This is a genomic window from Vibrio sp. JZG120, assembly GCF_053890955.1.
The window spans coordinates 596674-621333 of the sequence record NZ_JBSRRK010000004.1 but is presented as its reverse complement, the minus strand read 5'-3'; the positions used below and the strand labels follow the sequence as shown (position 1 = coordinate 621333).

Annotated in this window: 23 protein-coding genes; 12 read left to right on the top strand and 11 right to left on the bottom strand. The window is 43.6% G+C overall.

Translation table 11 applies throughout. The annotated features are described in order from the left end of the window. The first annotated feature begins 81 nt into the window (after window positions 1-81). The 5 genes from ACWPOD_RS11225 to ACWPOD_RS11205 all read left to right on the top strand — a co-directional run bounded on the left by ACWPOD_RS11225 (window position 82) and on the right by ACWPOD_RS11205 (window position 6090). Window positions 82-852: an ABC transporter ATP-binding protein gene (locus ACWPOD_RS11225; RefSeq protein ID WP_005378438.1), complete on the top strand. Its 771-nt coding sequence runs from the start codon at window positions 82-84 to the stop codon at window positions 850-852. 82 nt (window positions 853-934) lie between these two features. Continuing rightward, window positions 935-1705, top strand: coding sequence for an ABC transporter substrate-binding protein (locus ACWPOD_RS11220; protein ID WP_012841998.1), 771 nt, complete (start codon window positions 935-937; stop codon window positions 1703-1705). Between the two features lie 81 nt (window positions 1706-1786). Then, window positions 1787-2527: an ABC transporter permease gene (locus ACWPOD_RS11215; RefSeq protein ID WP_006742137.1), complete on the top strand. Its 741-nt coding sequence runs from the start codon at window positions 1787-1789 to the stop codon at window positions 2525-2527. Window positions 2528-2530: 3 nt separating this feature from the next. Further along, on the top strand, window positions 2531-3208 hold the full coding sequence (locus ACWPOD_RS11210; RefSeq protein WP_005390676.1) for an ABC transporter permease: 678 nt from the start codon (window positions 2531-2533) through the stop codon (window positions 3206-3208). A 155-nt stretch (window positions 3209-3363) separates the two neighbouring features. Further along, window positions 3364-6090 carry an ImpA family metalloprotease gene (locus ACWPOD_RS11205; protein ID WP_456231893.1) on the top strand — a complete coding sequence of 909 codons (2727 nt, stop codon included), beginning with the start codon at window positions 3364-3366 and terminating at the stop codon, window positions 6088-6090. Between the two features lie 97 nt (window positions 6091-6187). On the opposite strand, the gene xthA is transcribed toward ACWPOD_RS11205, so the two are convergent. The 5 genes from xthA to dinG all read right to left on the bottom strand — a co-directional run bounded on the left by xthA (window position 6188) and on the right by dinG (window position 10670). Continuing rightward, window positions 6188-6994 (bottom strand): exodeoxyribonuclease III, encoded by an 807-nt coding sequence (gene xthA, locus ACWPOD_RS11200; protein WP_048626179.1) that lies wholly within the window; start codon window positions 6992-6994, stop codon window positions 6188-6190. Between the two features lie 94 nt (window positions 6995-7088). Continuing rightward, the gene (gene rsmS, locus ACWPOD_RS11195; RefSeq protein WP_139060330.1) at window positions 7089-7253 is read right to left on the bottom strand and encodes a pleiotropic regulatory protein RsmS; all 165 of its coding nucleotides are present in this window, start codon (window positions 7251-7253) and stop codon (window positions 7089-7091) included. After that, window positions 7253-7798, bottom strand: coding sequence for a primosomal replication protein (locus ACWPOD_RS11190; protein ID WP_167426752.1), 546 nt, complete (start codon window positions 7796-7798; stop codon window positions 7253-7255). Before ACWPOD_RS11190 ends, rsmS begins: the two co-directional genes overlap by 1 nt. Beyond that, a complete protein-coding gene (locus ACWPOD_RS11185) occupies window positions 7795-8580 on the bottom strand; it encodes a sulfite exporter TauE/SafE family protein (protein WP_005390688.1) in 786 nt (261 codons plus the stop codon). The genes ACWPOD_RS11190 and ACWPOD_RS11185 overlap by 4 nt, the downstream gene beginning before the upstream one ends. Window positions 8581-8594: 14 nt before the next feature. Next, window positions 8595-10670 carry an ATP-dependent DNA helicase DinG gene (gene dinG, locus ACWPOD_RS11180; RefSeq protein ID WP_124008674.1) on the bottom strand — a complete coding sequence of 692 codons (2076 nt, stop codon included), beginning with the start codon at window positions 10668-10670 and terminating at the stop codon, window positions 8595-8597. Window positions 10671-11185: 515 nt separating this feature from the next. Here dinG and ACWPOD_RS11175 point away from each other — a divergent pair. Continuing rightward, window positions 11186-12217, top strand: coding sequence for a porin (locus tag ACWPOD_RS11175; protein ID WP_006742133.1), 1032 nt, complete (start codon window positions 11186-11188; stop codon window positions 12215-12217). A 76-nt stretch (window positions 12218-12293) separates the two neighbouring features. Further along, window positions 12294-12971 carry a DUF2057 family protein gene (locus tag ACWPOD_RS11170; protein WP_012841993.1) on the top strand — a complete coding sequence of 226 codons (678 nt, stop codon included), beginning with the start codon at window positions 12294-12296 and terminating at the stop codon, window positions 12969-12971. Between the two features lie 69 nt (window positions 12972-13040). Here ACWPOD_RS11170 and ACWPOD_RS11165 read toward each other — a convergent pair whose 3' ends face one another. After that, entirely contained in the window at window positions 13041-13760 is a 720-nt protein-coding gene (locus ACWPOD_RS11165) for a pseudouridine synthase (protein ID WP_456231892.1), read from the bottom strand. Between the two features lie 311 nt (window positions 13761-14071). Here ACWPOD_RS11165 and ACWPOD_RS11160 point away from each other — a divergent pair, with 311 nt between their 5' ends. Beyond that, window positions 14072-16297, top strand: coding sequence for an NADP-dependent isocitrate dehydrogenase (locus ACWPOD_RS11160; RefSeq protein ID WP_005390697.1), 2226 nt, complete (start codon window positions 14072-14074; stop codon window positions 16295-16297). Between the two features lie 187 nt (window positions 16298-16484). Here ACWPOD_RS11160 and cspD read toward each other — a convergent pair whose 3' ends face one another. Next, window positions 16485-16703: a cold shock domain-containing protein CspD gene (cspD, locus tag ACWPOD_RS11155; RefSeq protein ID WP_005378407.1), complete on the bottom strand. Its 219-nt coding sequence runs from the start codon at window positions 16701-16703 to the stop codon at window positions 16485-16487. Between the two features lie 704 nt (window positions 16704-17407). On the opposite strand from cspD, the gene clpS reads away from it, so the two are divergent. Together clpS and clpA are read left to right on the top strand one after the other, a co-directional pair. Further along, entirely contained in the window at window positions 17408-17728 is a 321-nt protein-coding gene (gene clpS / locus ACWPOD_RS11150) for an ATP-dependent Clp protease adapter ClpS (protein WP_031780157.1), read from the top strand. Window positions 17729-17778: 50 nt separating this feature from the next. After that, window positions 17779-20046, top strand: coding sequence for an ATP-dependent Clp protease ATP-binding subunit ClpA (gene clpA, locus ACWPOD_RS11145; protein WP_005390700.1), 2268 nt, complete (start codon window positions 17779-17781; stop codon window positions 20044-20046). Between the two features lie 135 nt (window positions 20047-20181). Here clpA and infA read toward each other — a convergent pair whose 3' ends face one another. The 3 genes from infA to aat all read right to left on the bottom strand — a co-directional run bounded on the left by infA (window position 20182) and on the right by aat (window position 21887). Further along, window positions 20182-20400 carry a translation initiation factor IF-1 gene (infA, locus tag ACWPOD_RS11140; RefSeq protein ID WP_001040192.1) on the bottom strand — a complete coding sequence of 73 codons (219 nt, stop codon included), beginning with the start codon at window positions 20398-20400 and terminating at the stop codon, window positions 20182-20184. Between the two features lie 81 nt (window positions 20401-20481). After that, window positions 20482-21183, bottom strand: coding sequence for an arginyltransferase (locus ACWPOD_RS11135; RefSeq protein WP_301659846.1), 702 nt, complete (start codon window positions 21181-21183; stop codon window positions 20482-20484). After that, complete coding sequence (aat, locus tag ACWPOD_RS11130; protein ID WP_104971465.1) at window positions 21180-21887, bottom strand: leucyl/phenylalanyl-tRNA--protein transferase; 708 nt, start codon at window positions 21885-21887, stop codon at window positions 21180-21182. The genes ACWPOD_RS11135 and aat overlap by 4 nt, the downstream gene beginning before the upstream one ends. A 39-nt stretch (window positions 21888-21926) precedes the next feature. On the opposite strand from aat, the gene ACWPOD_RS11125 reads away from it, so the two are divergent. Next, a complete protein-coding gene (locus ACWPOD_RS11125) occupies window positions 21927-22403 on the top strand; it encodes an outer membrane lipoprotein (RefSeq protein ID WP_182032776.1) in 477 nt (158 codons plus the stop codon). A 289-nt stretch (window positions 22404-22692) separates the two neighbouring features. Next, a complete protein-coding gene (aroA, locus tag ACWPOD_RS11120) occupies window positions 22693-23973 on the top strand; it encodes a 3-phosphoshikimate 1-carboxyvinyltransferase (protein WP_237308482.1) in 1281 nt (426 codons plus the stop codon). Window positions 23974-24038: 65 nt separating this feature from the next. Here aroA and ACWPOD_RS11115 read toward each other — a convergent pair whose 3' ends face one another. Further along, window positions 24039-24287 (bottom strand): YciN family protein, encoded by a 249-nt coding sequence (locus ACWPOD_RS11115; RefSeq protein WP_005387884.1) that lies wholly within the window; start codon window positions 24285-24287, stop codon window positions 24039-24041. Window positions 24288-24660: the final 373 nt, after the last annotated feature.

Genomic DNA, 24660 nt, shown 5'->3' with positions numbered 1-24660 from the left:
AGGGTGTGGTGCTAATTTGTTCCGAATTAGAGAGGGCGGAGTCCCTTAATTGCAGTGACAAAAACACAGGGAGTAGAGCGCATGAATGATGTACCAGCGCTAGATATAAAAGACCTGCACAAAACATTTGGACAAAATGAAGTTCTCAAGGGAATTTCTCTTGCCGCGCACAAAGGAGATGTCATCTCCATCATTGGCTCTTCCGGTTCTGGTAAGAGTACCTTTCTTAGATGTATCAACTTGCTAGAAACGCCTACCGCAGGCGAAATTTGGGTGAATGGTGAATTAATCCAAATGAAGAACAACCGAGCAGGGGAATCCGTTCCTGCTAATGAAAAGCAAGTGCAACGTATTCGCTCACGTCTAGCGATGGTGTTCCAAGGTTTCAACTTATGGTCACACCTGACAGTACTAGAAAACGTGATTGAAGCCCCTGTTCATGTTCTAGGCGTACCAAAAGCCCAAGCGATTGAAAACGCAGAAGTCTTGCTTAAGAAAGTAGGCCTGTATGAGCGTAAAGACTATTATCCTGGGCACTTATCTGGCGGTCAGCAGCAACGTGCCGCTATTGCCCGTGCGCTAGCAGTTGACCCTGAAGTGATGTTGTTTGACGAGCCAACCTCGGCGCTTGACCCAGAACTTGTTGGGGAAGTATTAGGGGTAATGAGAGATTTGGCAGATGAAGGACGAACCATGCTGGTGGTCACGCACGAAATGGCGTTTGCGCGAGACGTATCAAACCATGTGATGTTCTTGCATCAAGGCTTAGTGGAAGAACAGGGAAATCCAGCTAAGCTATTTACAAACCCGGATTCAGAACGATTACAGCAGTTTATCTCATCCATTTACTAATATTTTTAGGCGGCAGACTATTGCCTCCTAAGCCAGCACAACAAACAAAACGAAATAAAATAGCAATCACAGGAGTATGGAAATGAAAAAGTGGTTATTAGCAGCAACGATCGCTGCAACGGCAGTATCTGGTGTCGCTCAAGCGAAAGAATGGAAAACAGTTCGCTTCGGCATTGAGGGTGCTTACCCTCCGTTTAGCTGGACAGAAACTGATGGTTCTCTTAAAGGCTTCGACGTAGACATGGCCAACGCGCTTTGTGAAGAAATGCAAGTGAAATGTAAGATTGTCGCGCAAGATTGGGATGGCATCATTCCTTCTCTATTAGCGCGTAAGTACGACGCAATCATCGCTGCGATGTCTATTACTGAAGAGCGTAAGAAGAAAGTCGATTTCACTGGCAAATACGCACTGATTCCAAACAAATTTATTGCCAAGAAGGGTGCGAATCTGGATTTTGACAACCTAGATGGCAAGAAAATCGCCGTTCAACGTGCAACAACACACGACAAATATCTGACAGATAACTATGGCGATAAAGTAGAAATTGTTCGTTACGGTTCTTTTGATGAGGCTTACCTAGATTTAGCCAATGGTCGTGTTGCCGCTGTATTGGGCGACGCCTCTGCGCTAGAAGAAGGTGTGCTTAATAAAGCGGGCGGCGACGCGTACGAGTTTGTTGGTCCGTCATTGACCGATCCTAAGTGGTTCGGTGAAGGTTTTGGTATTGCCGTGCGTAAACAAGATAAAGATCTAACGAAGAAATTGGACGCGGCGATAATTTCACTACGTGAGAAAGGTGTTTATCAAGAAATTGCTGGTAAATACTTTAACTACGATGTGTACGGTGAATAAACCGTAATTAAGCGACCGTTGGCTTGTTCCTAGAAGTAGTCAACGGTCGATTTTTTGAGTTTAGGGATTAGGAACTCACCTATGCTAGATTTACAAGGATACGAAGCTTCGATTTTAAAAGGGGCTTTAGTAACGATAGAAGTTGCAGTGCTTTCACTCCTTCTTGCGGTGATCTTAGGTATGCTTGGCGCATTAGCTAAGTTAGCACCTTACAAATGGGCAAGGGCGATTGCCACTCTTTACACCACCGTCATTCGCGGCATTCCAGATTTGGTTCTGATGATGCTGATTTTCTTTGGTGGACAAATACTTTTAAACAATAGCCTGTACTCCATTAACGAGACGCTCAATGAGTGGTTTGCTTCGAGTGATCCAAACCATGAATGGACGTCTTACTTACCCGACTATATTGATGTCAGCCCATTTATTGCAGGTGTACTCACGATTGGTTTTATCTTTGGTGCCTACATGGCGGAGACTTTTCGCGGAGCGATCATGGCGGTGGACAAAGGTGAACTAGAAGCGGCGAAAGCTTATGGTATGAGCTCAGCCTTATCGTTTAGAAGAATCTTACTGCCTCAGATGATTCGTCATGCATTACCTGGATTTGGTAATAACTGGTTAGTGTTACTCAAGACCACAGCGTTAGTGTCCATCATCGGCCTAGATGACATGGTGAGAATGAGCTCGTTGGCGGCAGGTACGACGAAAATGCCATTTACCTTTTACATGGCTGTCGCGCTCATCTTTCTGTTTTTTACCAGCGTTTCGACCGGGCTACTCAAGCTTGTTGAGCGTAAGTTCAGTATTCATGCGAGGTAAGTTATGGATTTTTCTTTGATTATTGAAAGTTTCCCAACTTATCTTCAGGGACTTTGGACGACAGTTTGGCTGGTAGGATTAGCGTTGGTTATCGGTTTGTGTGTCTCGATTCCATTAGCCGTGGCACGTAATAGTACGAATTATGCCTTTAGCTTACCTTCTTGGGGATTCATTTACTTTTTCCGTGGAACACCGTTGTTGGTCCAGTTGTATTTGATTTATTACGGTATGGATCAGTTCTTTCCTGTGAAAGATACCTTGTGGGAAAACGCCTGGTTTTGTGCTTTAGTCGCTTTTATTCTTAATACGTCGGCTTATACAGCAGAAATTATTCGTGGTGCGATTAATGGCTTGCCCAAAGGTGAAGTAGAAGCTGCCAAAGCGTATGGGATGAGTAAGTTTATGACATACAGACGTATCATCTTGCCTAGTGCACTGCGTCGAGCGTTACCAGCTTATTCAAACGAAGTGATTTTCATGCTGCACGGTAGTGCGGTCGCGGGTATCGTTACCATTATGGATCTAACTGGTGCTGCGCGTTTAGTTAACTCACGTTACTATGCGCCATTTGAATCTTTCCTTACGGCGGGGCTGTTCTACATGGCACTGACGTTTATGATCTTGTGGTGCTTTAAAGTGGCAGAGAAGCGCTTCTTGGCATACCTACGTCCTTTAAGTTAATAATTAGTGTCAGCAATGGTATCGAAATGGGTACCATTGCTTTTTGATGATTTTGTTATCTTCATTCCTATTTTTCCTACCGATACAAAAGACTATTTCTTTTTATTCATGTACTTACATTAATATTTGATAAACCCATTGTTTAGTAAGTAAAAATGAAAAAAACAATTCTATCGTTGGGCCTTGCCGCCGTTGCCACTGGATGTGGTGGGGGAGAGGGAGAGTCACAATCTAATGCTCAAGTAAAACCAACGCCAGCTCCAGCTCCAGTTCAACAAGCTCTGGAAACTGGTAATGCACTGCTCGTTTCTGACCCGAACGATTTCATCCGAGAAAGTCGGCAAGTTGTGGAAGGGCACAAGAAACAGTCGAATACGATCAAATCTGCAATTGCGAAAAACCTTTCTGGCCTTTATTGGGATCCAACCCATGATGCAGCGATCTTGGCACCTCAGTATGGGTTCAACGACACCATCTTGATGACCAACAAGGCCATGGCTAGCGGTTATAAAGATCAGGCGCTGTCAATTGGCGTTGCTGGAGAAAAAGCTAATGGTCAACGTTATGCGCTATTAGGTAGTAACCCATTTAGAACGGCACAACGCTTTCCCGAGTCTTCGAATGCAGCGATGACTCAATGGCTAAGCAACCTGGTCACTTGGTTGTCAGGCGGAACTACTTCAAACGTTGTCATCGCGCAAATGGATCAGTCTTATTACTTCCCTGATGAGCAAGCGACTCGGAATTGGCTGAAAGACAATGTTTCACAAGAGTTGGCGTTTAACGAGGCCAACCTATGCGATGGTTCAAAGCTACTTAGCTGCTTGCAAACCAATACTCCAAACTTATTAGTTTTGTCACAGCATCTGCAATCTGGCGACACCAACCAACAAGTACTCGATGCTCTGGCATACGCTGAGCATGCCCAAATTCCTGTTCTATACCTGCATTGGGATGGAGGACTAACTGAACTTGGCCGAGACATTTTGGAAAAATTCCATGTTGATTATGTGGGAGATAACTATTGGCGTAAGTTAGGCTTGGTTGATTGGGCGCCTTCATCACTCATGAACTTCGTGCCAGACTCTGTTGCCATGCAACAAGCGCTGTTGTCTCGTTTTGAATCTCAAAACTTCAATGTTGACTTGTCACAGTGTGATGACAAATCTTGTCCTGACACTGCGAATATGGAAAGTCAATTTTATGCAGGGGCAAACAGCATTCGCCATCGGTTGAAAAAGCTTGATGAACAAAAAGTAGATTTGTTTAATCAAGATGGCTACCAATACGAAAAACTCATGGTATTGCTGGCTGATCACTATCGTCAAACGGTTGTGTTCCCAATGGACAAACAATCAACTCAAACGACCGAATTCCTAAAGTCGTACTTTGCCGATTACGTACAATACAACAGCCGAAGCGTGAACCCAAAACAACCAAATATGGGGAACTTCAGCCGTAGTGAATTTAGCCCTAAAGTAAAGAGAATCAGCGCAACGATTAATATGGAATCAAAGCGTAACTTCCGCTCTGCTGGTTTGTATGCGCTTCCTGGGGAGACCTTTACGGTCACGCGCAATGACAGTAATGAAGTGACGACTAAAATTGTCATCAACAGTTTAAGGAGTGGCGCAACTCATGAATTCAGCAAAGATGGATACACGCGACCAAAAATGCTGACTTCTTTCGCCTATGAGGTGAAGCCGGGTGAAAGCATCACGCTGACTTCACCTTATGGCGGGCCTATCCAGGTTCACTTTAACAACAACGATGTGCCAGTAGAACTAACATTTAGTCATGTAGCGCAACACCCTGTATGGAGAAGTGAAAAGGATAACGATGCGTTTATTCAGCAGCTTGAAGCGAATTTGTTCGATTGGGCTGAACTGATCACGCCTGGATTTGAGGTACACTCTAAACGCGACAAAATGCTTGAATCTGTCAACGATGAGATGTGGTCGACACCAGCTGAAATGGCGCTAGCGACAGAAGAGTATGTTCATAACTACCCACATGTCTTGGCTGGTTTCCAAGGGCCGGGTATCGATGAGGTTCCGGAAATTATCCAGTATGCCAAAAATCAAGGTTGGGAAATCGCCAATATTGATATGGTGAAGCATATGAACGCTGACCAAGCGACGTGTGGTTACGGCTGTTCTGGTAACCCATACGATGCTTACTGGTCATTCAGCCCACTCGGTCACGGTGATTTACATGAGCTTGGTCATGGCTTGGAAAAAGGTCGATTCCGATTTGCTGGTTGGGAAGGGCATTCAACGACCAATTACTACTCGTATTACAGTAAGTCTCGTTTCTTCCAGAATACGGGGAAAGTTTCAACTTGCCAAAGTTTGGATTTCAAAGGCCAGTTTGAATTATTGCAAGCAAGCCGAACTCAAGCGGATCCAAACGCTTACATGGCAGCGCAAAATCAAACTGGTTGGAGTTGGGGAGCTCGCGTTTACATTCAAATGATGATGGCGACGCAGCAAGAAGGTGTACTGCAAAATGGTTGGCATTTATTGGCGCGATTGCACCTGATTGAACGTGAGTTTAACCGCTTAAAATCGGATGATGCGCTTTGGAATGAGAGACGATTGAGTATTGGTTTCGCCAACTACTCTCGTGAAGAGGCAAATAGCATCTCAAACAACGACTGGTTGCTTATTGCTCTGAGCTACATCTCTCAGCGAGACATGACGAGCTATTTAGATATGTGGGGCTTCTCGTTCACAGAAAAAGCGAAACAGCAGGCTATGGCGCTGAATCTACCGCCGATGCCTCTCACTTACTTTGCAAGCAGCAATACCGGCTACTGTCTGAACGAATTTGCTCAAACGCCAGTCAGTGTTGATGGTCAAACGGTTTGGCCGCTGAACTAGCTGAGTAGAAAGTAACTTGCATGAAAAAGGGAGACAGAGTCTCCCTTTTTCATGGGTTAAGCTTAGCGTTGAGTCCCGCTTATTGCTCAGTTATGTATTACTTGAACGTCGACCAAATTGGAGCGTGGTCTGAAGGTTTTTCAATACCGCGCAATTCATAATCGATACCCGACTCAATACATTTTTGCGCGAGAGAAGGGGTCGCCAAAATGACATCAATTCGTAGACCTCGGTTATCATCAAATCCGCGAGAGCGATAATCAAACCACGAGAATTGATCGTTCACTTCTGGATATAGCTTGCGGAAGGTGTCCTCAAAGCCCCAATCTAGCAAGGTTTTCAGCCATTCGCGCTCTTCCGGTTGGAATGAACATTTACCTGTTTTTAGCCAACGCTTACGGTTTGGTTCGCCGATACCGATATCTGCATCAATAGGGCTGATGTTGATGTCACCCATAACAATCAATTGCTCGTCACTATTGTGATGATCGTTTAGGTAGGTCATCAGATCTTTATAAAACTGACGTTTGTATGGGAATTTTGTTTCGTGGCTGATGTTATCCCCTTGAGGGAAGTAGCCGTTTAGCACAGTGACCTTCTCGCCGTTTTCATTTAAAAACGTTGCCATGATCATTCGCTTTTGATGTTCCTCGTTATCCGTCGGGAACCCTTTTTGTACGTGTAGAGGCTCTTGCTTACAAAGCATTGCTACGCCGTAATGTGCTTTTTGACCATGGAAATACACTTTGTAGCCCATGGCTTCGACAGCTTCAATCGGGAATGCTTCATCGTGAACTTTAATTTCCTGAAGACCAATCACATCAGGTTGGTGTTTGTCGATTAGCGCTTGGAGTTGGTGCAGTCGCGCACGTAATCCATTGATGTTAAAGCTGATTACTTTCATTGTTTATCCTTTTTGAGGGCGTACTTTTTTATGAATAGTATCATTGTGCAAGAGCACTGAAAACGAGTCTCGGTGAAAGGAGCGAAACGTTGGGCTACTTTGCTTTTAATTTGTTTTCTAAGTCATTTTGCACGATCTTCAAAGCGTTAAGCGCAACTTCTGGATCTATCTCATTGCTCTCAAGTAAATAGATCAAATCGACAGCCAATTTGATCTCTTCAGGTGCGTCATCTAAAGGCGAGGTTGGTTGTTCGGCCATTATTGGTGTTTTTCCCTATGCGTAATTTGGTTCTCTAGTTTCAGAAGCGCTGCCTCACAACGTGCCAAACGTTGCTCGGTCGCTAGTAACACTTTCTGAGCCTCGGCACGCATAAAACTAGGAGCGGTTTCGACAGCACGTTCTTTTTCTAACACCATTTCGCGCAAGCGTCTTGCCCACTCTTGGTGTTGAGCGAGTTCCTGATAAAGCACGTTAATAGGCTTGCGGAAATGGCTGCTATGTTTGATCTCATTCTTGCGAATTTTGGTGGTAGAAATCTCGCGTTGAATCGCACCTATTTGCGCTACTAACCGTTCAGTGAGGTACTCAGCACGCAAAGCGGTGAGCTTACCTTCATTTTGCTCGCGCACAATCGCATCCAGCGTGGCTTTTGCTTCTTTTACGCAAGGAGTAAGTAAGCGAGAGCGACAACCAAATAAGCGCTCATCAAAAAGCGGAACATGGTGTTCGCCTCTTTGACGGTCAAGAACAGCGGCTTGCTTCGCCATTTTTTCTAGGTTTTCCTGGAGTTGAGAAATGTTCATGACAAACCTACAAACCATGCGTCATAAGCCAATTTTATGGCCAGTATACTGACGACAGTAACAAATACAGGGCGAATGAATTTAGAACCAAACCGAATGGCGGAATGCGCGCCAACAAAAGCGCCAGCCATTAAACATACCCCCATTGTTAAGCCTAGCACCCAGTTGATATGACCGAGGACTGCAAACGTGATCAAAGAGGTAAAGTTGCTGGTAAAGTTCATTGCTTTTGCTAAGCCAGAGGCGAGCAAGATATTCAGCCGATACAGAGCCATTGAACTTACCGTCCAAAAAGCCCCAGTTCCCGGCCCTGCGAGCCCGTCATAGAACCCTATGGATAATCCTTGCATGTACTGTTTTCTATGAAGTTTTGGGCAAGGCTCGGGAATTGGACTTTGATGAGGAGAGTGCGGTGTTTTATGGAAGACGGTGTATAACGCCGCCGCTAAAATAACAAGAGGTAACCCTTTTTCTAGCCAATCCGTGCTAATCGCGTCCACAAGTAGGGTACCTAATGTTGCTCCGACAAGCGTCGCTACAAATGCTCTTCCCCAGCATTGAGGCTTGAATAAACGTTTCTTGTAGTACGTAAATGCTGCAGTAGAAGAGGCAAAGGTAGCCGCAAGTTTATTGGTGCCTAGTGCAATATGGGGCGGCAAGCCCAACGATAGTAGAGCAGGTACGGTTAGCATGCCACCACCACCGGCAACTGCATCAATAAATCCAGCGACAAAAGCGACAAGCGCCAACACCAACAGCATAGTTGGCTCAATCATTTCCATAAATGGTGATTCTTCTAATATTCTATTTTACGTTTAAATGGAGGTAGTGAGTCGATTAAGGCTTGTCCGTATCGCTTAGTGACTAGGCGTCGATCAAGAATCGTTACTCTACCAGAATCTCTCTCTTTACGCAGTAAGCGACCTACGCTCTGGATCAGCTTTTTGCTTGCGTCAGGTACAGTTATTTGCATAAACGGGTTCCCACCTTTTTTCTCGATATATTCGGAGTGAGCCTGTTCGACAGGGGAGGTTGGAACACCAAATGGAATTTTTGTTATCACCAAGTTTTCAAGTAATTCGCCAGGTAAATCTAGCCCCTCAGAGAAACTGCCAGTACCAAATAAGATGCTGGTTTTATTTGATTCTATTAGCTTTTTATGTTTTTTTAGAATTTCTTGACGTGAGCTTTCACCTTGAACTTGCAATGCCCAGCCTTTTTTTATGAACTCCGAAGACAGCGCCTTCGCAACTTGGTTCATCTGCCAATAGGATGAGAATAATACTAAGTTGGCTTTCTTGTCTTCCAAGTACTTAGGCAATATCTCAATAAGATATTCAGTAAATTGAGGCGCTGGTGGTTCATATTTCATCGCAGGGATGAGCAATTCTGCCTGGTTTTGGTAATCGAATGGTGACGCAAGCGCTAAAAACTGTGTGCCTGATTCTGGTTTTCCATCAATACCAACCTGATGGCAAAAGTAATGGAAGGAGTTTAATGCACGCATCGTTGCGGAAACTAAAATGGCGCCAATGCACCTGCTCCAAATTTGTTGGTCGAGTTGCCATCCAATTTCAAGCGGAGAAACACTCACAATGAAATCACCCTCGCGATCGGGGTGGGTTTCTAACCAGCGAGCTAAAGGCGCACCTTTTTCACGAGTTGGCTCAGCCATCAAGTGCCATACTTGCGCTAGGTTTTCTAACCTTTGAATGTAGAAGCCGAGCTCTGCAAGCGCTGGTTCAGCCAATCTTGTCGCAAGCTCCCCATCTTTTACTCTTTCCGCAATAAGGTCGGCAATTTTTGCCACACTTTGATTTGCTTTTTTACTGAACTGCTTTAACTCTTTGGATTGGTTCTCTAGCCATTCTGGTAGTTCACCGTGCTCAAAGCGGTAGATACTCTCTTCAAATTGAGCTGGATCGAACTGTTTAGGCAGTTGAGTCAGTGCTGGTATCAAGTTCTGAACCGCGTCTTGAAGGTCGTTGCGAAATCGAGCTACGCGCTTCTCGTCTGCGAGCGATGAAAACTTGCTAATCGACTGATTTAACTTCTCAAGCCATGCTGCCGCACCTTTTAAGCTCGCAGATGCTGAAGCATGATCGCGGGCGACATGAGGCAAGTGATGTGCCTCGTCAAAGACGTATATCGTGTTTTCTGGCTCAGGTAAGATTACTCCGCCCCCCAAGTCTGCGTCTGCCATGACGAGAGAGTGGTTCGCAATGATGACATCATTCTTATCCAGCTCCGAGCGCGCTTTTTGAAATGGACAGCCGCGATGGCCCGGTAAACTGTTATTGCAACTGTGTTTATCACTGACAATCAGTTGCCATAGCTTATCATCGATGGTTTTAGGCCAAGAATCACGGTCACCATCCCATTTACCTTGCGCAAGAGAGCGATGCATTGTTTCCAACAGCTCTATATCTTTTTGCTTAGGCTTGGTTTCGAACATGGCTAACTGACCACCATCAGCACCACAAGCTGAAGCAAGTTTTTCTGCACAACAATAGCGTTGACGGCCTTTTGCCAAAATAAAAGAAAACTCTCGGTCGGTAATCCGACGAAAAAGAGGGAGGTCTTTATTTATGAGCTGCTCTTGCAGAGCTACGGTCGCCGTTGAGATAACCACTTTTCTATTGTTATGTACAGCCACGGGGATGGCAGCCATTAGATAGGAGAGCGACTTACCAATTCCAGTCCCTGCTTCTGCAACCAGTATTCGGTTAGATTTGTGGTACTGACCGCACAGCGTTTTTGCAATCTCTGCAACAAGGTAGTTTTGTGCTCTTCTAGGTACAAAGTTATCAAGTTGATCTTGCAGGTTTTGATAGCTATTACGAATCGATTTTTGAATGTTACTGGTCAGCATACGGGCCTCAAATGCGTTGGAGGCGAATAGTAGCACACATCACTAGTTGTACAGTAGTTCACAAAACGGAATGCTTTTATGAGGAATGTAGATCTTCTTCACAAAAAAATATTGAACCTTATCTAAATGAAATTAATTTCATTATATGAAAAATATAAAACTCCAAATATGATATTTGTATGGTTTTTTATTCTATATATTGTGTTTTTTAGTATTTGTTTTGGGTTTAAAATCTCATTGTTAATGGTTTTATAAATTATGAAAAATCAAGAGGATTGATTAGATGTTCGTCGAATAAATAAAGATAAACTTTTCAAGCTATTGTTTTTAAATGTTATTTTTGTTTTTTTACATTGGTATTTAGAAAATTTGACAGCCAGAATAATCTTTTGCACTCTTAGCTCCAGATTTTGAGAAGGCGCTGTATAACGTTTTGTTAACGCTCTATCTCAAACATATAAAAAAAGGGAACCGGACAAGGATATCCCGAACTAAGAAAAGGCAGTGGATTAATTATGAAAAAAACTCTATTAGCACTAGCTGTAGTTGCGTCTGCAACTTCAGTGAACGCAGCTGAAGTATTCAAATCTGAAGAAGGTTCTGTAGATTTCTACGGTCAGCTACGTCCAACTCTTCTATTCCTAGACAGCACAGACCACACTGCAGAGCTAAACACTAGCTCTTCTCGTATGGGTGTAAATGGTGTTTACGTTGTAAACGACAACCTAAAAGTTCTAGGTGAAGTTGAAATCGGTGTTGCTCTAGGTGACAACTACGGTGCAGGTGCTGATTCAAGCGAGCGTACTGATGACTCAGTATACGTACGCCGTCACATCTTTGGCTTCGACATGGGCGATATGGGTACACTTCGTTTTGGTAAAGAAGGTACTTGGGCTGATGACATCTACGGAGCTGATTACTCATACTTCTTCGGTGGTTCTGCACTTCTTTACGGACACGCGTGGAACAACTCTTCTCAAATTAAATACGCTTACGAAAATGACGCATTCTGGCTAAAAGCTGGTTACGCGCTAGGTGAGAAAGATCAAAACGAAGAAATCCGCGAAGTATTCGTAGGTAAGTCTTTCAATGACCTATCTGTACACGCTGGCGTTCTTTCTTCTGAGAACAAGATTGCTTCTAAAGGTAACAACACTGAGAACCTATCTTTCGAAGTAACTGCTGAATACGCTCTAGATGAGCACACTCTAGGTGCTACGTACTACTACAACGAAAATGAAGACAAAGCAGCTAACGAGACTATCGATTCTCACGGTATCTCTCTAGCAGGCATGTTCGCTGTAGCTCCTAAAACAACACTTTACTCTGGCTACGAGCTAGTAATGTCATCTTCTGACAAATCTGGCAAGAAAGATGGCGACCAATCTAAGTTTTACGCTGGCGTTGAATACAAGTTCTCTAAATGGGCTCGCGTATTCGCAGAAGCGGGTTACAATTTTGATGGTGATAAGCTAGAAGCTGGTAAAACAACTGCAGAAACTGATTCTAAAACTGACTTCGGTGTTGGTGCACGTTTCTACTGGTAATCAATACCCAGTTTGATATTGTAAGACCCAGCTATATGCTGGGTCTTTTACTATGAAGATAAGGATGAAAAACTCTATGCAGTTATCATTAAAAGTGGCAATGGCGTTGTCTATTCTTGCCAGTACAAACCTTTATGCTGCAACGACTTTAGTGGTTCCAGAAGACGTGAAGTTACTGGCCGTCAATATGGAGAAGCCAAAACTTGAGGGGGGACTTTTCTCTAGTGAGAAGACAATTGAGATCCCCGACGGAACTAACCAAATTGTCTTCAAATATCAACCTGCTTTTGAAACAAACGAAAACCTTAAGACAGTTTACAGTGACGTGATCATCGCTAAGTTTGATGTTGAAAATGAAAAACTAAAGTTTGAACTACCAGAGTTTAAAACTCTTCGTCAAGCGCAAAACAACATCTCACCTTTAGATTGGCAACTGCTGGACACCAAAGGTCAACCTATTGCTTTGGTCGAAGATGTATTAGAGTCAGATGGTGTTCAAATTGGTCGTAATTACCCTCAAGAATCTCGTAACTACAATATTGCTGGCGGTATCGCGAGTGTTGCCGTTAGTTATGTAACTGTGAATCAGCATCAACAATCAGTAAGTGATATCGAGCCTCGAGTTGAGAGTAGTGATACCCGTTCAACAGTCGCATCGAACGACAGCCCAATGGTTGATGTATTAAAGACGATGTACCAGAAAGCGTCTCCGGCGGAAAAAGAGGCATTTAAAAACTGGCTTGCTGAGCAGTAATCCCTTAGTTCATTAGATAGGGCTTAACTGAAAAAGTACGAATCTAAAAAGCAGGCTTTAAGCCTGCTTTTATCTTTTCTGCCTATTAGAGAGAGAGATTTCTCTCCATTCACCAGGCATTAGGTCTTTAAGGACGATATCACCCATCGAATGACGAATGAGGCGCAAAGTAGGGAAGCCAATGTGCGCAGTCATGCGACGCACCTGACGATTTCTTCCTTCAATAATGGTAATGGCTAACCAAGTGGTAGGGATATTTGCGCGAAAACGAACAGGAGGAGTTCTGTCCCAGACTTGTGGTTCTGGAATCACTTCAACTTCGGCTGGTAGGGTCATACCATCTTTTAGCTCTACTCCCTTTCTCAATTTTTCAAGATCTTGCTCTAGAGGAGCGCCATCGACTTGAACCCAATAAGTCTTCGGGGATTTTGACTTTGGCTGCGTGAGCTTCGCCTGCAAGATGCCATCGTTAGTGAGCACCATCAAACCTTCGCTGTCTCGGTCCAATCGGCCAGCCGCATAGACATCTTTGATTGGGATATAGTCCGCTAACGTTTTGCGACCATCACCATCGGTAAATTGACTGAGCGTGTCGTAAGGCTTGTTGAATATAATGACTTTACGGTCTTTTGGATCCACTTTTGGCTTTTGGTTTCTTGCTGAGCGAACAGGGCGACGGTTTGTTTGAGTACGAGTCTTTGAGCTATTGCGAGCTCCTGAGTGTTTAAATCGGCCCGTTTGGGATTGATTGCGACCGCGACCTTTTTCATGACCTGTACGAGATGACATGTTAACTACCCTGCAAAAATGTAAATGAACTGTGTTTGAAAGTTTTAAGTTTTCTCATGATCGGATATGATTTGCGCGCCTAAAACTAACAAACGCGCACAGAATGATAGACTAATTCGTGTTATTTGTTTAATTATATCAGTGCACTCATGGATTCAGAGCCCAGAGCTTCAAACTACAACAAAGAGTGCGAACCGCATGTGGCGTTAGTGAGGAGACATGTACTGCTAACGTGCAGCAATGCGTCAATTAAACCAACTCAGACGCTGAGTTGATCAGCCAACAAGTTGATTAAAAAATAGGGAAATTTCATGCCTACAGAAAAACCTACAATTATCTACACCATCACTGATGAAGCGCCGGCGCTAGCAACTTATTCATTACTACCAATCATTCAATCATTCACAGCATCGTCTGGCATCAATGTAGATACTCGTGATATTTCACTAGCAGGTCGAATTATCGCTAACTTCCCAGAGCATCTAAAAGAAGAACAGCGCATTGGCGATGCGTTGACAGAGCTTGGTGAACTAGCTCAAACTCCAGAAGCAAATATCATCAAGCTGCCTAACATTTCAGCTTCAGTTCCTCAGCTTAAAGCGGCGATTAAAGAGCTTCAGGCGAAAGGTTACGATTTACCAAACTACCCAGAAGAACCGAGCACGTACGAAGAGAAAGCGATTAAAGCGGCTTACGACAAAATCAAAGGTAGTGCGGTTAACCCAGTACTTCGTGAAGGTAACTCAGACCGTCGTGCTCCAACTTCGGTTAAGAACTACGCGAAGAAAAATCCACATTCAATGGGTGCGTGGTCATCAGAGTCTAAGTCTCATGTCGCGAGCATGTCAGATAACGACTTCTTTGGGAGCGAAAAGTCGACAACCATCTCTGGCGCAACAGAGGTCAAAATCGAGTTCGTCGGTAATGACGGTACAGTTAAAGAGCTTAAGTCTGCGTTCCCATTACTAGATAAAGAAGTCATTGACACTTCAGTGATGAAGAAGAAGGCGCTGGTTGAATTTTTCGAGAAAGAGATTGCTGAAGCGAAAGCACAAGACGTGCTGTTGTCTCTTCATATGAAAGCGACGATGATGAAGGTTTCTGACCCAGTCATTTTCGGCCATGCAGTGAAAGTTTACTACAAAGACGTTTTCGATAAATACGGTAAGCTGTTTGAAGAACTGGGCGTTGATGTAAACAATGGCATTGGCGATGTTTACTCGAAAATTGAGTCTCTACCTGAAGCACAAAAAGCAGAAATTGAAGCGGCAATTCAAGCGGTTTACCAAACTCAACCAGAACTTGCGATGGTTGATTCGGATCGTGGTATCACAAACTTACATGTACCAAGCGACATTATTGTAGATGCTTCTATGCCAGCAATGCTTCGCTCTTCGGGTCAAATGTGGGGACCAGATGGTAAACAAAAAGACACCAAAGCGATGATACCAGATCGTAGCTACGCAGGTATTTACCAAGCGGTGATTGATTTCTGTAAAGAGCACGGCGCATTTGACCCGACCACTATGGGTAGCGTGCCTAACGTTGGCTTAATGGCTCAAAAGGCAGAAGAATATGGTTCTCACGACAAGACGTTCATTCTAGATGCAGCGGGTACCGTTCGCGTTGTTGATACTGCGGGTAACGTATTGTTAGAGCAAGCGGTTGAAGAAGGCGATATCTTCCGTATGTGTCAGGTGAAGGACGCACCAATCCAAGATTGGGTTAAACTAGCAGTGACTCGCGCACGTGCAACAGGTGTTCCAGCCGTATTCTGGCTAGACGAAAACCGTGCGCACGATGCTGAACTCATTAAGAAAGTAAATACCTACTTACCAGAGCACGATACTGACGGTCTAGAGATTAAGATCCTATCTCCTGTTGATGCTTGTAAGTACTCGCTAGAGCGTATGAAAGCGGGTCTGGATACTATCTCTGTAACGGGTAACGTTCTTCGTGACTACCTAACAGACTTGTTCCCAATTCTAGAGTTAGGCACGTCAGCTAAGATGCTATCTATCGTTCCATTGATGAATGGCGGTGGTCTATTTGAAACTGGTGCTGGTGGTTCTGCTCCTAAGCATGTTCAACAAGTAGAAAAAGAGAATCACCTTCGTTGGGATTCTTTAGGTGAGTTCTTAGCACTAGCTGCATCCCTAGAACATCTAAGTGTGGTGGCAAACAACCCGAAAGCACAGGTTTTGGCGGATACGCTAGACAAAGCGACTGGTGAGTTTTTAGATACCAACAAGTCTCCATCACGTAAAGTGGGCGAATTAGATAACCGCGGTAGTCATTTCTACCTCGCACTTTACTGGGCGAAAGCACTTGCCGAGCAAACAGACGATGCTGATCTCGCTGCTGAGTTTGCACCGATTGCGAAAGCGTTGTCAGAGCATGAAGAAAAAATCGTCGCTGAGCTAAACAACGCACAGGGTGTGAAAGGAGAACTGGGCGGTTACTATCTGCTAGATGACGCATTGGTTTCTAAGTTGATGCGCCCAAGCGAAACCTTTAACGCGATCATTAACAAGTAAAATAGATGAAAAGAGCACGTCGCTTTCGGCGTGTTTCTTCTCTTATCAATACTTTGTATGTGGTCTATCTGTATTTCATAAGCTACAAATAGTAAGAAACCCGCTATCTTGGCGGGTTTATTTTTCTCTTCAGAACATCAAAATGACGTTTCGAGAGCAATATTTTTATTTTTCGACAGCGCTCTAATTATTTGGCTTGACCTTCAAGAGGCACGACGCTACTCGCGTGACAGCCTTTGGGACCTTTTTCAATCTCGTATGAGACTTGTTGGCCTGCTTTCAGTGTACGATAACCGTCCATCTGGATAGTTGAGTAGTGGGCAAAGATATCTCCCTCTTCTTCATCTGAACAAATAAACCCAAATCCTTTGGCATTGTTAAACCACTTTACTGTACCTGTAGCCATGCTTTTACATCCCTCATGCATTTTTTACTGAGTTGTTACAACAACCAAGTTATACCTTTAACCTGGTACTACTATTGTCAGCGAACGCTAACAAACATCTAGTCAATGAGACATCACATTCACCAAGCTGCTTAAAAACAAATGGATTCAAAATGACGATTTATGCATCAACACTTTCCACTGTAGTCAATGAATCCCGACAGTCAATAGCATTAAGCAACAAACAGAAACATAATTGAAAACAAATCACTTTTGAGATTAACAAATTTGCAAACAGTTTTTCGTATATACGCGGAAGTTTGGTCAATTAGCCTGCAAAGTAGTATTCATTGGAAAAACCATACTGTTCGTGTTGCTTATGATAGATGAATCCTCTAACTGAATAAAAAATGAAGTTTTCGTGATAATTACCCCATTCTCAGTTAGGAAGTGTGATCTCGGTAGAAGACTGAGAGATGTTTCGCAATAGCTCGGAGGGGGTAAAAAGAAAGTTATTTTATAAGTAAAAATGTGTAACTTATCGACAAGCATCTTTTATTTGCGCCCCCTCAAGACCTGCATTAGTCTCTATATTAGGTAGCAACTTTTATCGATCAAAGATCGAATTCGGTGCCATATCTCACTACACCGCGCTGCACGCTTGTGGTAGATTGTTTTTATAGGTCGAAAACATCAACCCTTTGATACGATATCTTTGAATTGCCATGAGTAAAAATTTTGAATGGGTCACTCCGGACTCTGATCTTCTGGAGCGAGAAAGTACGAAAGTTCAGCCACCTAAGCTGTACAATGTTGTACTAAATAATGATGACTATACACCTATGGATTTCGTCATAGAGGTACTTGAGCGATTCTTTTCACATGACATTGATAAAGCGACTCAGATCATGCTCAAGATTCACTATGAAGGAAAGGCAATCTGTGGCACATACAGTGCAGAAATTGCCGAAACAAAAGTAGCGCAAGTTACGATGTACGCAAGGGAAAATGAACATCCGCTACTTTGCACTATGGAGCAAGCGTAAACAAAGAAGACTTGCTCGAACAACCCAAGTTGTTTTTTCGGGAGGTACTTATGCTAAATAAAGAACTAGAGTCAAGCCTTAACGGTGCATTTGCTCGGGCGCGAGATAAACGCCACGAGTTTATGACTGTCGAACACCTCCTACTTGCATTATTGGAAAATGATGCAGCTAAGGAAGCCCTTTTAGCTTGTAAAGCGGATCTTGACGCTTTACGTAACGAACTCGATATATTCATCGATCAAACTACGCCTCTTATCCCAGACAGTGATGAGACGCGTGAAACCCAGCCGACTTTGAGTTTTCAACGTGTGCTACAACGCGCCGTCTTTCATGTACAGTCGTCTGGCCGCAACGAAGTAACAGGTGCAAACGTGCTTGTGGCGATCTTCAGTGAGCAAGAGTCGCATGCCGCCTACCTACTGAAGAAAAACGACATCTCCCGCTTAGATATTGTTAACTTTATCTCCCATGGTATTACTAAAGCGTCAGGTGCAAGCGAAGACCCATCATCAGATTCGTTCAGTTCAGAGAGTGTCGAAGAGCCGAATTCTGAAGAACGTTTGGAAAGCTTTGCGACTAACCTTAATCAGGTCGCTAAAGATGGCAATATCGATCCACTGATTGGTCGCGATAAAGAGCTAGAGCGCACTATTCAAGTACTTTGCCGCCGCCGCAAGAATAACCCATTACTAGTGGGTGAAGCCGGGGTAGGTAAAACAGCCATCGCAGAAGGTCTTGCTTGGCGAATTGTAGAAGGGCAGGTCCCGGAAGTTATTCAAAACAGCGTGATTTACTCATTGGATATTGGTTCTCTATTGGCTGGTACTAAGTACCGTGGTGATTTTGAAAAACGCTTCAAGGCGATTTTGAAACAGCTTGAAAAAGAAGAAGATGCAATTTTGTTCATCGATGAGATACACACAATCATCGGTGCGGGTGCGGCTTCTGGTGGTCAAGTTGATGCCGCAAACCTTATCAAACCTCTACTAAGTAGCGGTAAGTTGCGTTGTATCGGCTCGACTACATACCAAGAATACAGCAACATTTTCGAGAAAGAGCGTGCGTTGTCCCGTCGTTTCCAAAAGATAGACGTTGTAGAGCCTTCTCTGGATGACACAACTAAAATCTTGATGGGCTTGAAGCCGAAGTACGAAGCACACCATGAAGTACGTTACACCAATAAAGCACTGCGTGCCGCGGTAGAACTTTCGGCGAAATACATCAATGAACGTCATTTACCAGATAAAGCCATTGATGTCATTGATGAAGCTGGTGCTCGCAGTCGTCTTGCTCCTGCAAGCCGCCGTAAGAAAACGGTTGGTGTTGCCGATATCGAAGCGATGGTTGCCAAGATGGCACGAATCCCAGAGAAGTCGGTTTCTTCTTCAGATAAAGACATCTTGAAGAACCTAGATAGCAAGATGAAGATGTTGGTATTTGGTCAAGATAATGCGATTGATGCATTATCCGAAGCGATCAAGCTGACACGTGCAGGTTTGGGCGTGGATAACAAACCAGTTGGTTCATTCTTGTTTGCTGGCCCTACTGGGGTGGGTAAAACAGAGGTGACGGTGCAGCTATCTAAGCTTCTAGGGATCGAGCTACTTCGTTTTGATATGTCGGAATATGGTGAGCGTCACTCCGTGAGTCGCTTAATTGGTGCACCTCCTGGTTATGTCGGTTACGACCAAGGTGGCTTGCTGACAGACGCTGTTATCAAGCACCCACATTCAGTCGTATTACTCGATGAGATTGAGAAAGCGCATCCAGATATCTTTAATTTGCTATTGCAAGTGATGGATAATGGTACGCTAACGGACAACAACGGTCGTAAAGCAGACTTCCGTAATGTCATCCTCGTTATGACAACCAACGCGGGTGTGGCTGAAACTGAGAAGAAATCAATTGGTTTGATTCAGCAAGACAACAGTCACGATGCGATGGCGGAAATTAAGAAGGTATTCACTCCTGAGTTCCGTAACCGTCTTGATAACATCATCTGGTTTAACAGCCTTGATGAAAGCGTTATCCATCAAGTTGTTGATAAGTTTATTGTTGAACTGCAGGTGCAACTTGATGCTCGTGGCGTATCAATGGAGGTATCGCAAGATGCACGCCATTGGTTAGCGAATAAAGGTTATGATAAGGCGATGGGTGCTCGCCCAATGGGACGCGTTATCCAAGAGCAACTTAAGAAACCTTTGGCTAACGAATTGTTGTTTGGCTCTCTAGTCGACGGCGGCACTGTGAAAGTAACACTAGTGAATGACACACTTAAATTTGAATATTTGAGTGAGAAAGAGGCAGCGATGCATTAATTGCTCCGTAGGGAAGTAAAAGCGCACGATTTTATCGTGCGCTTTTTGTTTGTCTGAACCTACTCGGAAATAAAAATCATGCAATAAAAAACGGAGCAAACTGCTCCGTTTTTTATTGCATCCGAAAATCAGAGATTAACGAGCGCGGAAGACGATGCGGCCTTTTGACAGGTCGTATGGAGTCATCTCTACAGTTACTTTGTCACCCGTTAGGATACGGATGTAGTTCTTACGCATCTTGCCAGAGATGTGAGCAGTCACAACGTGACCGTTTTCAAGTTCAACACGGAACATAGTGTTTGGTAGAGTGTCAAGGACCGTGCCTTGCATCTCGATTACGTCTTCTTTAGCCATTTAATCCTCTTTAGAAATTAGGCAATATTAGCGGGCTATATTCTGCCGCTAAATAGTAATTATGTAAAGTTGAGGCGTATTCTACCCTCGCCAACGCTGATTTACTAGCCTTTGGTGGCGTTGAAAGCGTGTTTTATAGTTCATTGCTGGACACTCATCAATCTGATAACCCAAATAAAGCCACTGTTGTTTGTTTTCTTGGCAGTATTTTATTTGATAGAGCACTGCCAAAGTGCCAAGAGATAACGGGTAGTCAGGGTCAAAAAAAGTATAAAATGCACTCGAACATTGAGTCATTACATCCGTTACCGCAATGGCGAGTAATTGATTTGACTCATCGTAAATATGCAAAAATGAAGTGGTCAACCAGCTGGTTTGGGCAAACCGATAAAATTCATCACGCTTTGGTGGATACATAGTGCCGTTTTTGTGTCGTTTGGCAATGTAACGACTGTAAAGCGCAAACCATTCCTCATCCATTTCGGGTTTCATTTCCCAACGTAAAGGCTGTGCTTTACTGAGCAGCCTCTTCTGGCTTTTTGATAGCGTCACATCCGGAATCGAGACTCGAATTGGCTGGCAAGCGGAGCAATGCTCGCAATGCGGTTTATATATAGTATCTCCGCTACGACGAAAACCGTTGGCCATCAGCAGTTGATAGTTTTCTTCAGTATGCAGCCCTACATCAAGTGCCACCGCCACACGCTCTTGCCGTTCAGGCAAGTAACTGCAAGGGTGATTATTCGTTAATCCAATTCGAATATGTTGTATATCCGTACTCATACTGAATCCTGCAAAACTTGGGGCTTATAGGTATCAAATAGTGTTTGTTTTTCTCTTAAAGATAGTAGTTTTTGCATAAACTCGTTACGCTCTAGTTCAAATGCGCCAAGTGATGCCAAGTGCGAGTTCATAACCTGACAATCGATTAATTGACCTTGCTTTGACGCCAAATGGTTGCATAAGTACCACAATGCAATTTTAGATGCGTTATCTTTTAGGCTAAACATCGACTCTCCGCAAAAAAGTTGACCAACGCAGATGCCATATAGTCCCCCAATGAGCTCGTTGTCATGCCATACTTCTACAGAGTGACAGTGACCAAGTTTAGCTAACTCAATATAAGACGCTTGCATTTCCTCGTTGAGCCAAGTTTCCTCTGCAGGACGTGTTGATGAACATAGTCTAATCACTTCTTCTGTCGCGAAATTGAGCGTTACTTTATAGTTATGTTTACGCTGAAATTTTTTGAGACTTTTAGACGGTTTAAACGCTAAGGGATCAAAAACAGCGCGTGGGGAAGGGCTCCACCATAGAATAGGTTCTCCAGGACCATACCAAGGGAAAATGCCTTGATAGTAACCATTGAGGATTCTCATGGGATCTAAGTCACCGCCAAAAGCAAGCAAACCATTGGGATCGCTGAGTGCTTTATAGGGTGAGGGAAAGTTGAACGTTTCATCGAGTTCAGTTAAATAAATAGCCATAAGAAGTCGTTACCAACATTGGAGTCAGAGGAGTTTATGATGACCTGGTTAAGAAATATCGTAAAAGTATGGCTTGGGATCATACTGTTTTTACCACTTGTCGCCAACGCAGCCTATGAAAGAAATGTTGCCAAGCCGGTAAATGAAGTGGTGTATGGGAAGGTTGACTCTGTCCGTTATATTACTCAGCAAGAGGTCGTTCAATCGAAAAATAATGGTTGGAAAACGCTACTTGGTGCCACAATAGGCGGTTTAGTCGGCAATCAATTTGGTGGCGGTACTGGACGAGAAGTTGCGACGGCAGTGGGTGCACTTGCAGGTGCAGCGGTTGCACAAAATCAAAGTAATTACCAATACACGGTTGAATATAAGTTAGTTGAGCTACTCATCAAAGTGAAGGGCGACAAGCTGATTAATGTTATCCAAGATGTTGATAAAAATATGCTATTTAGTCGAGGGGATGAAGTTCGTATCTTATATTTTGATGATGGAGTCAGGGTTGATATCGCTTATTAATCCTACGTTATTTTAACCTAAGGTAGCCTAACCAGGCATGCACAGTAGGGCTGGCTTATCGTCAAATAAAGTCGAAATAGCTTGCTGTTTCGTCGCGCCTCTTTCGCTCTTATTTACATCGCTGGCAATGCCTTTAATTCTGCATCTTTAGGCTACTTGAGTATATTCATAAATTAGCGCCGATTTGCTCTGGTTTTGTCGTGTTTTTTTGGGTAGTCTGAATTCACGAAGAATTGTTTAGCTCTCATAAAAATCGTATGTTGAGGGCACAAAGGATTATCAACTTTTAATGGAAAGCCTAACGTTACAACCTATCAATAAAATTCAAGGGGAAGTGAATCTTCCTGGCTCTAAAAGCGTTTCTAATCGAGCTCTTTTACTTGCTGCTCTTGCTAAAGGCAAAACTCGCCTTACTAATCTCCTCGACAGTGATGATATCCGTCATATGCTGAATGCGCTGACTAAACTCGGCGTTCAATACCAACTTTCCGAAGATAAAACAGAATGTCTCGTTGAAGGCCTTGGGCGTCCGTTTTCTGTCTCAGAACCGGTAGAGTTATTTCTCGGTAATGCTGGCACTGCGATGCGACCGTTAGCTGCGGCTCTTTGTCTTGGAGAAGGGGAGTATGTACTGACGGGCGAACCTCGTATGAAAGAGCGTCCAATTGGTCACCTTGTCACGGCACTGAAAGATGCTGGTGCGAAGGTTGAGTACATGGAGAACGAGAACTTTCCGCCTCTCAAAATAGTCGGTACTGGCCTAAAAGCAGGTACAGTTTCTATCGATGGATCCATTTCAAGTCAGTTCTTGACCGCTTTCTTAATGTCTGCGCCATTGGCTGAAGGTGAAATTCGCATCAACATCGAAGGCGAGTTGGTTTCTAAGCCTTATATCGATATCACCCTGCATATCATGAAGCAGTTTGGGGTCGATGTGATCAACAACGACTATCAAGAGTTTGTGATTCCTGCCGGTCAGCAATACATCGCTCCAGGTGATTTCTTGGTTGAAGGTGACGCGTCTTCTGCTTCTTACTTCTTAGCGGCGGCAGCCATCAAAGGCGGAGAAGTTAAAGTCACGGGTATCGGTAAAAACAGCATTCAAGGTGATATTCAATTTGCTGATGCGCTTGAAAAAATGGGTGCAGAAATTGAATGGGGTGATGACTACGTAATTTCACGTGTTGGTCAATTGAAAGGCATCGATATGGATTACAACCATATCCCTGATGCTGCAATGACCATCGCGACAACAGCGTTATTTGCCGAAGGCACTACCGCTATTCGTAACGTTTATAACTGGCGTGTAAAAGAAACAGACCGTTTGTCAGCTATGGCGACGGAATTACGTAAAGTTGGTGCGGAAGTGGAAGAAGGGGAAGACTACATCATCGTCAAACCTGTCTCTCAGTTAAAGCATGCTGCGATTGATACTTACGATGATCATCGAATGGCGATGTGTTTTTCGCTGGTGGCACTTAGTGATACGCCTGTGACGATTAACGATCCAAAGTGTACGTCGAAAACGTTCCCTGACTACTTCGACAAACTTAAGGCTTTAAGCTGCTAAATATTCTGACCTGAAACAAAAATAGCCAGAGTGAATAACACTCTGGCTATTTTTGTTTTCCGCTACTATTTAACCAGCGTAAATTCCTTGGAAAGGTGATGCGCTAAGTATTTGAACATATTGAATACTGCAGTCGTATTTGAAGTTGGTAAACCTTTGTCATCAAGGAAGTATTCACCTTTAAAAACTAAAACACCTTCTTTTTCTTCTACGCTTGTTGCTCGCATCCCTTCGATGTAATCATCGTGCTCTTGGATGATTTGGTTAGCGATCAAAAGAAGGTCGAACTCTTCGATAAACGTTCTATCAGACATACTTTTTCTACCATTCACTTCAGTTGAGAACGCTGAGTATACCTACAACTAAAATGGGTTTGCATGATTAATTCAGTCAATCGTTCACTTAGCCTAAATAGATCAATTTTTAGAGTGTAAGTATGATTAGTTGGAGGATATGACAGAGCCACTGAACGAAACTATTTTGTGATGGGTAACAAAATTTATTGCATTGGATTAGCGGATGCTAAGTTTGCCTGTTTAGATATGCCGCTCAATACCTTTCAGAACCCTGTCTCTTTGAAGTATAAAGACGATGAATTGTCAACCAATCGGATCTGAATTTCAAAAAAGCAGTTGATCTTCTTTTCATCTCGCACAATAGTAAAAAAAGAAGCAATGAAATAGAACA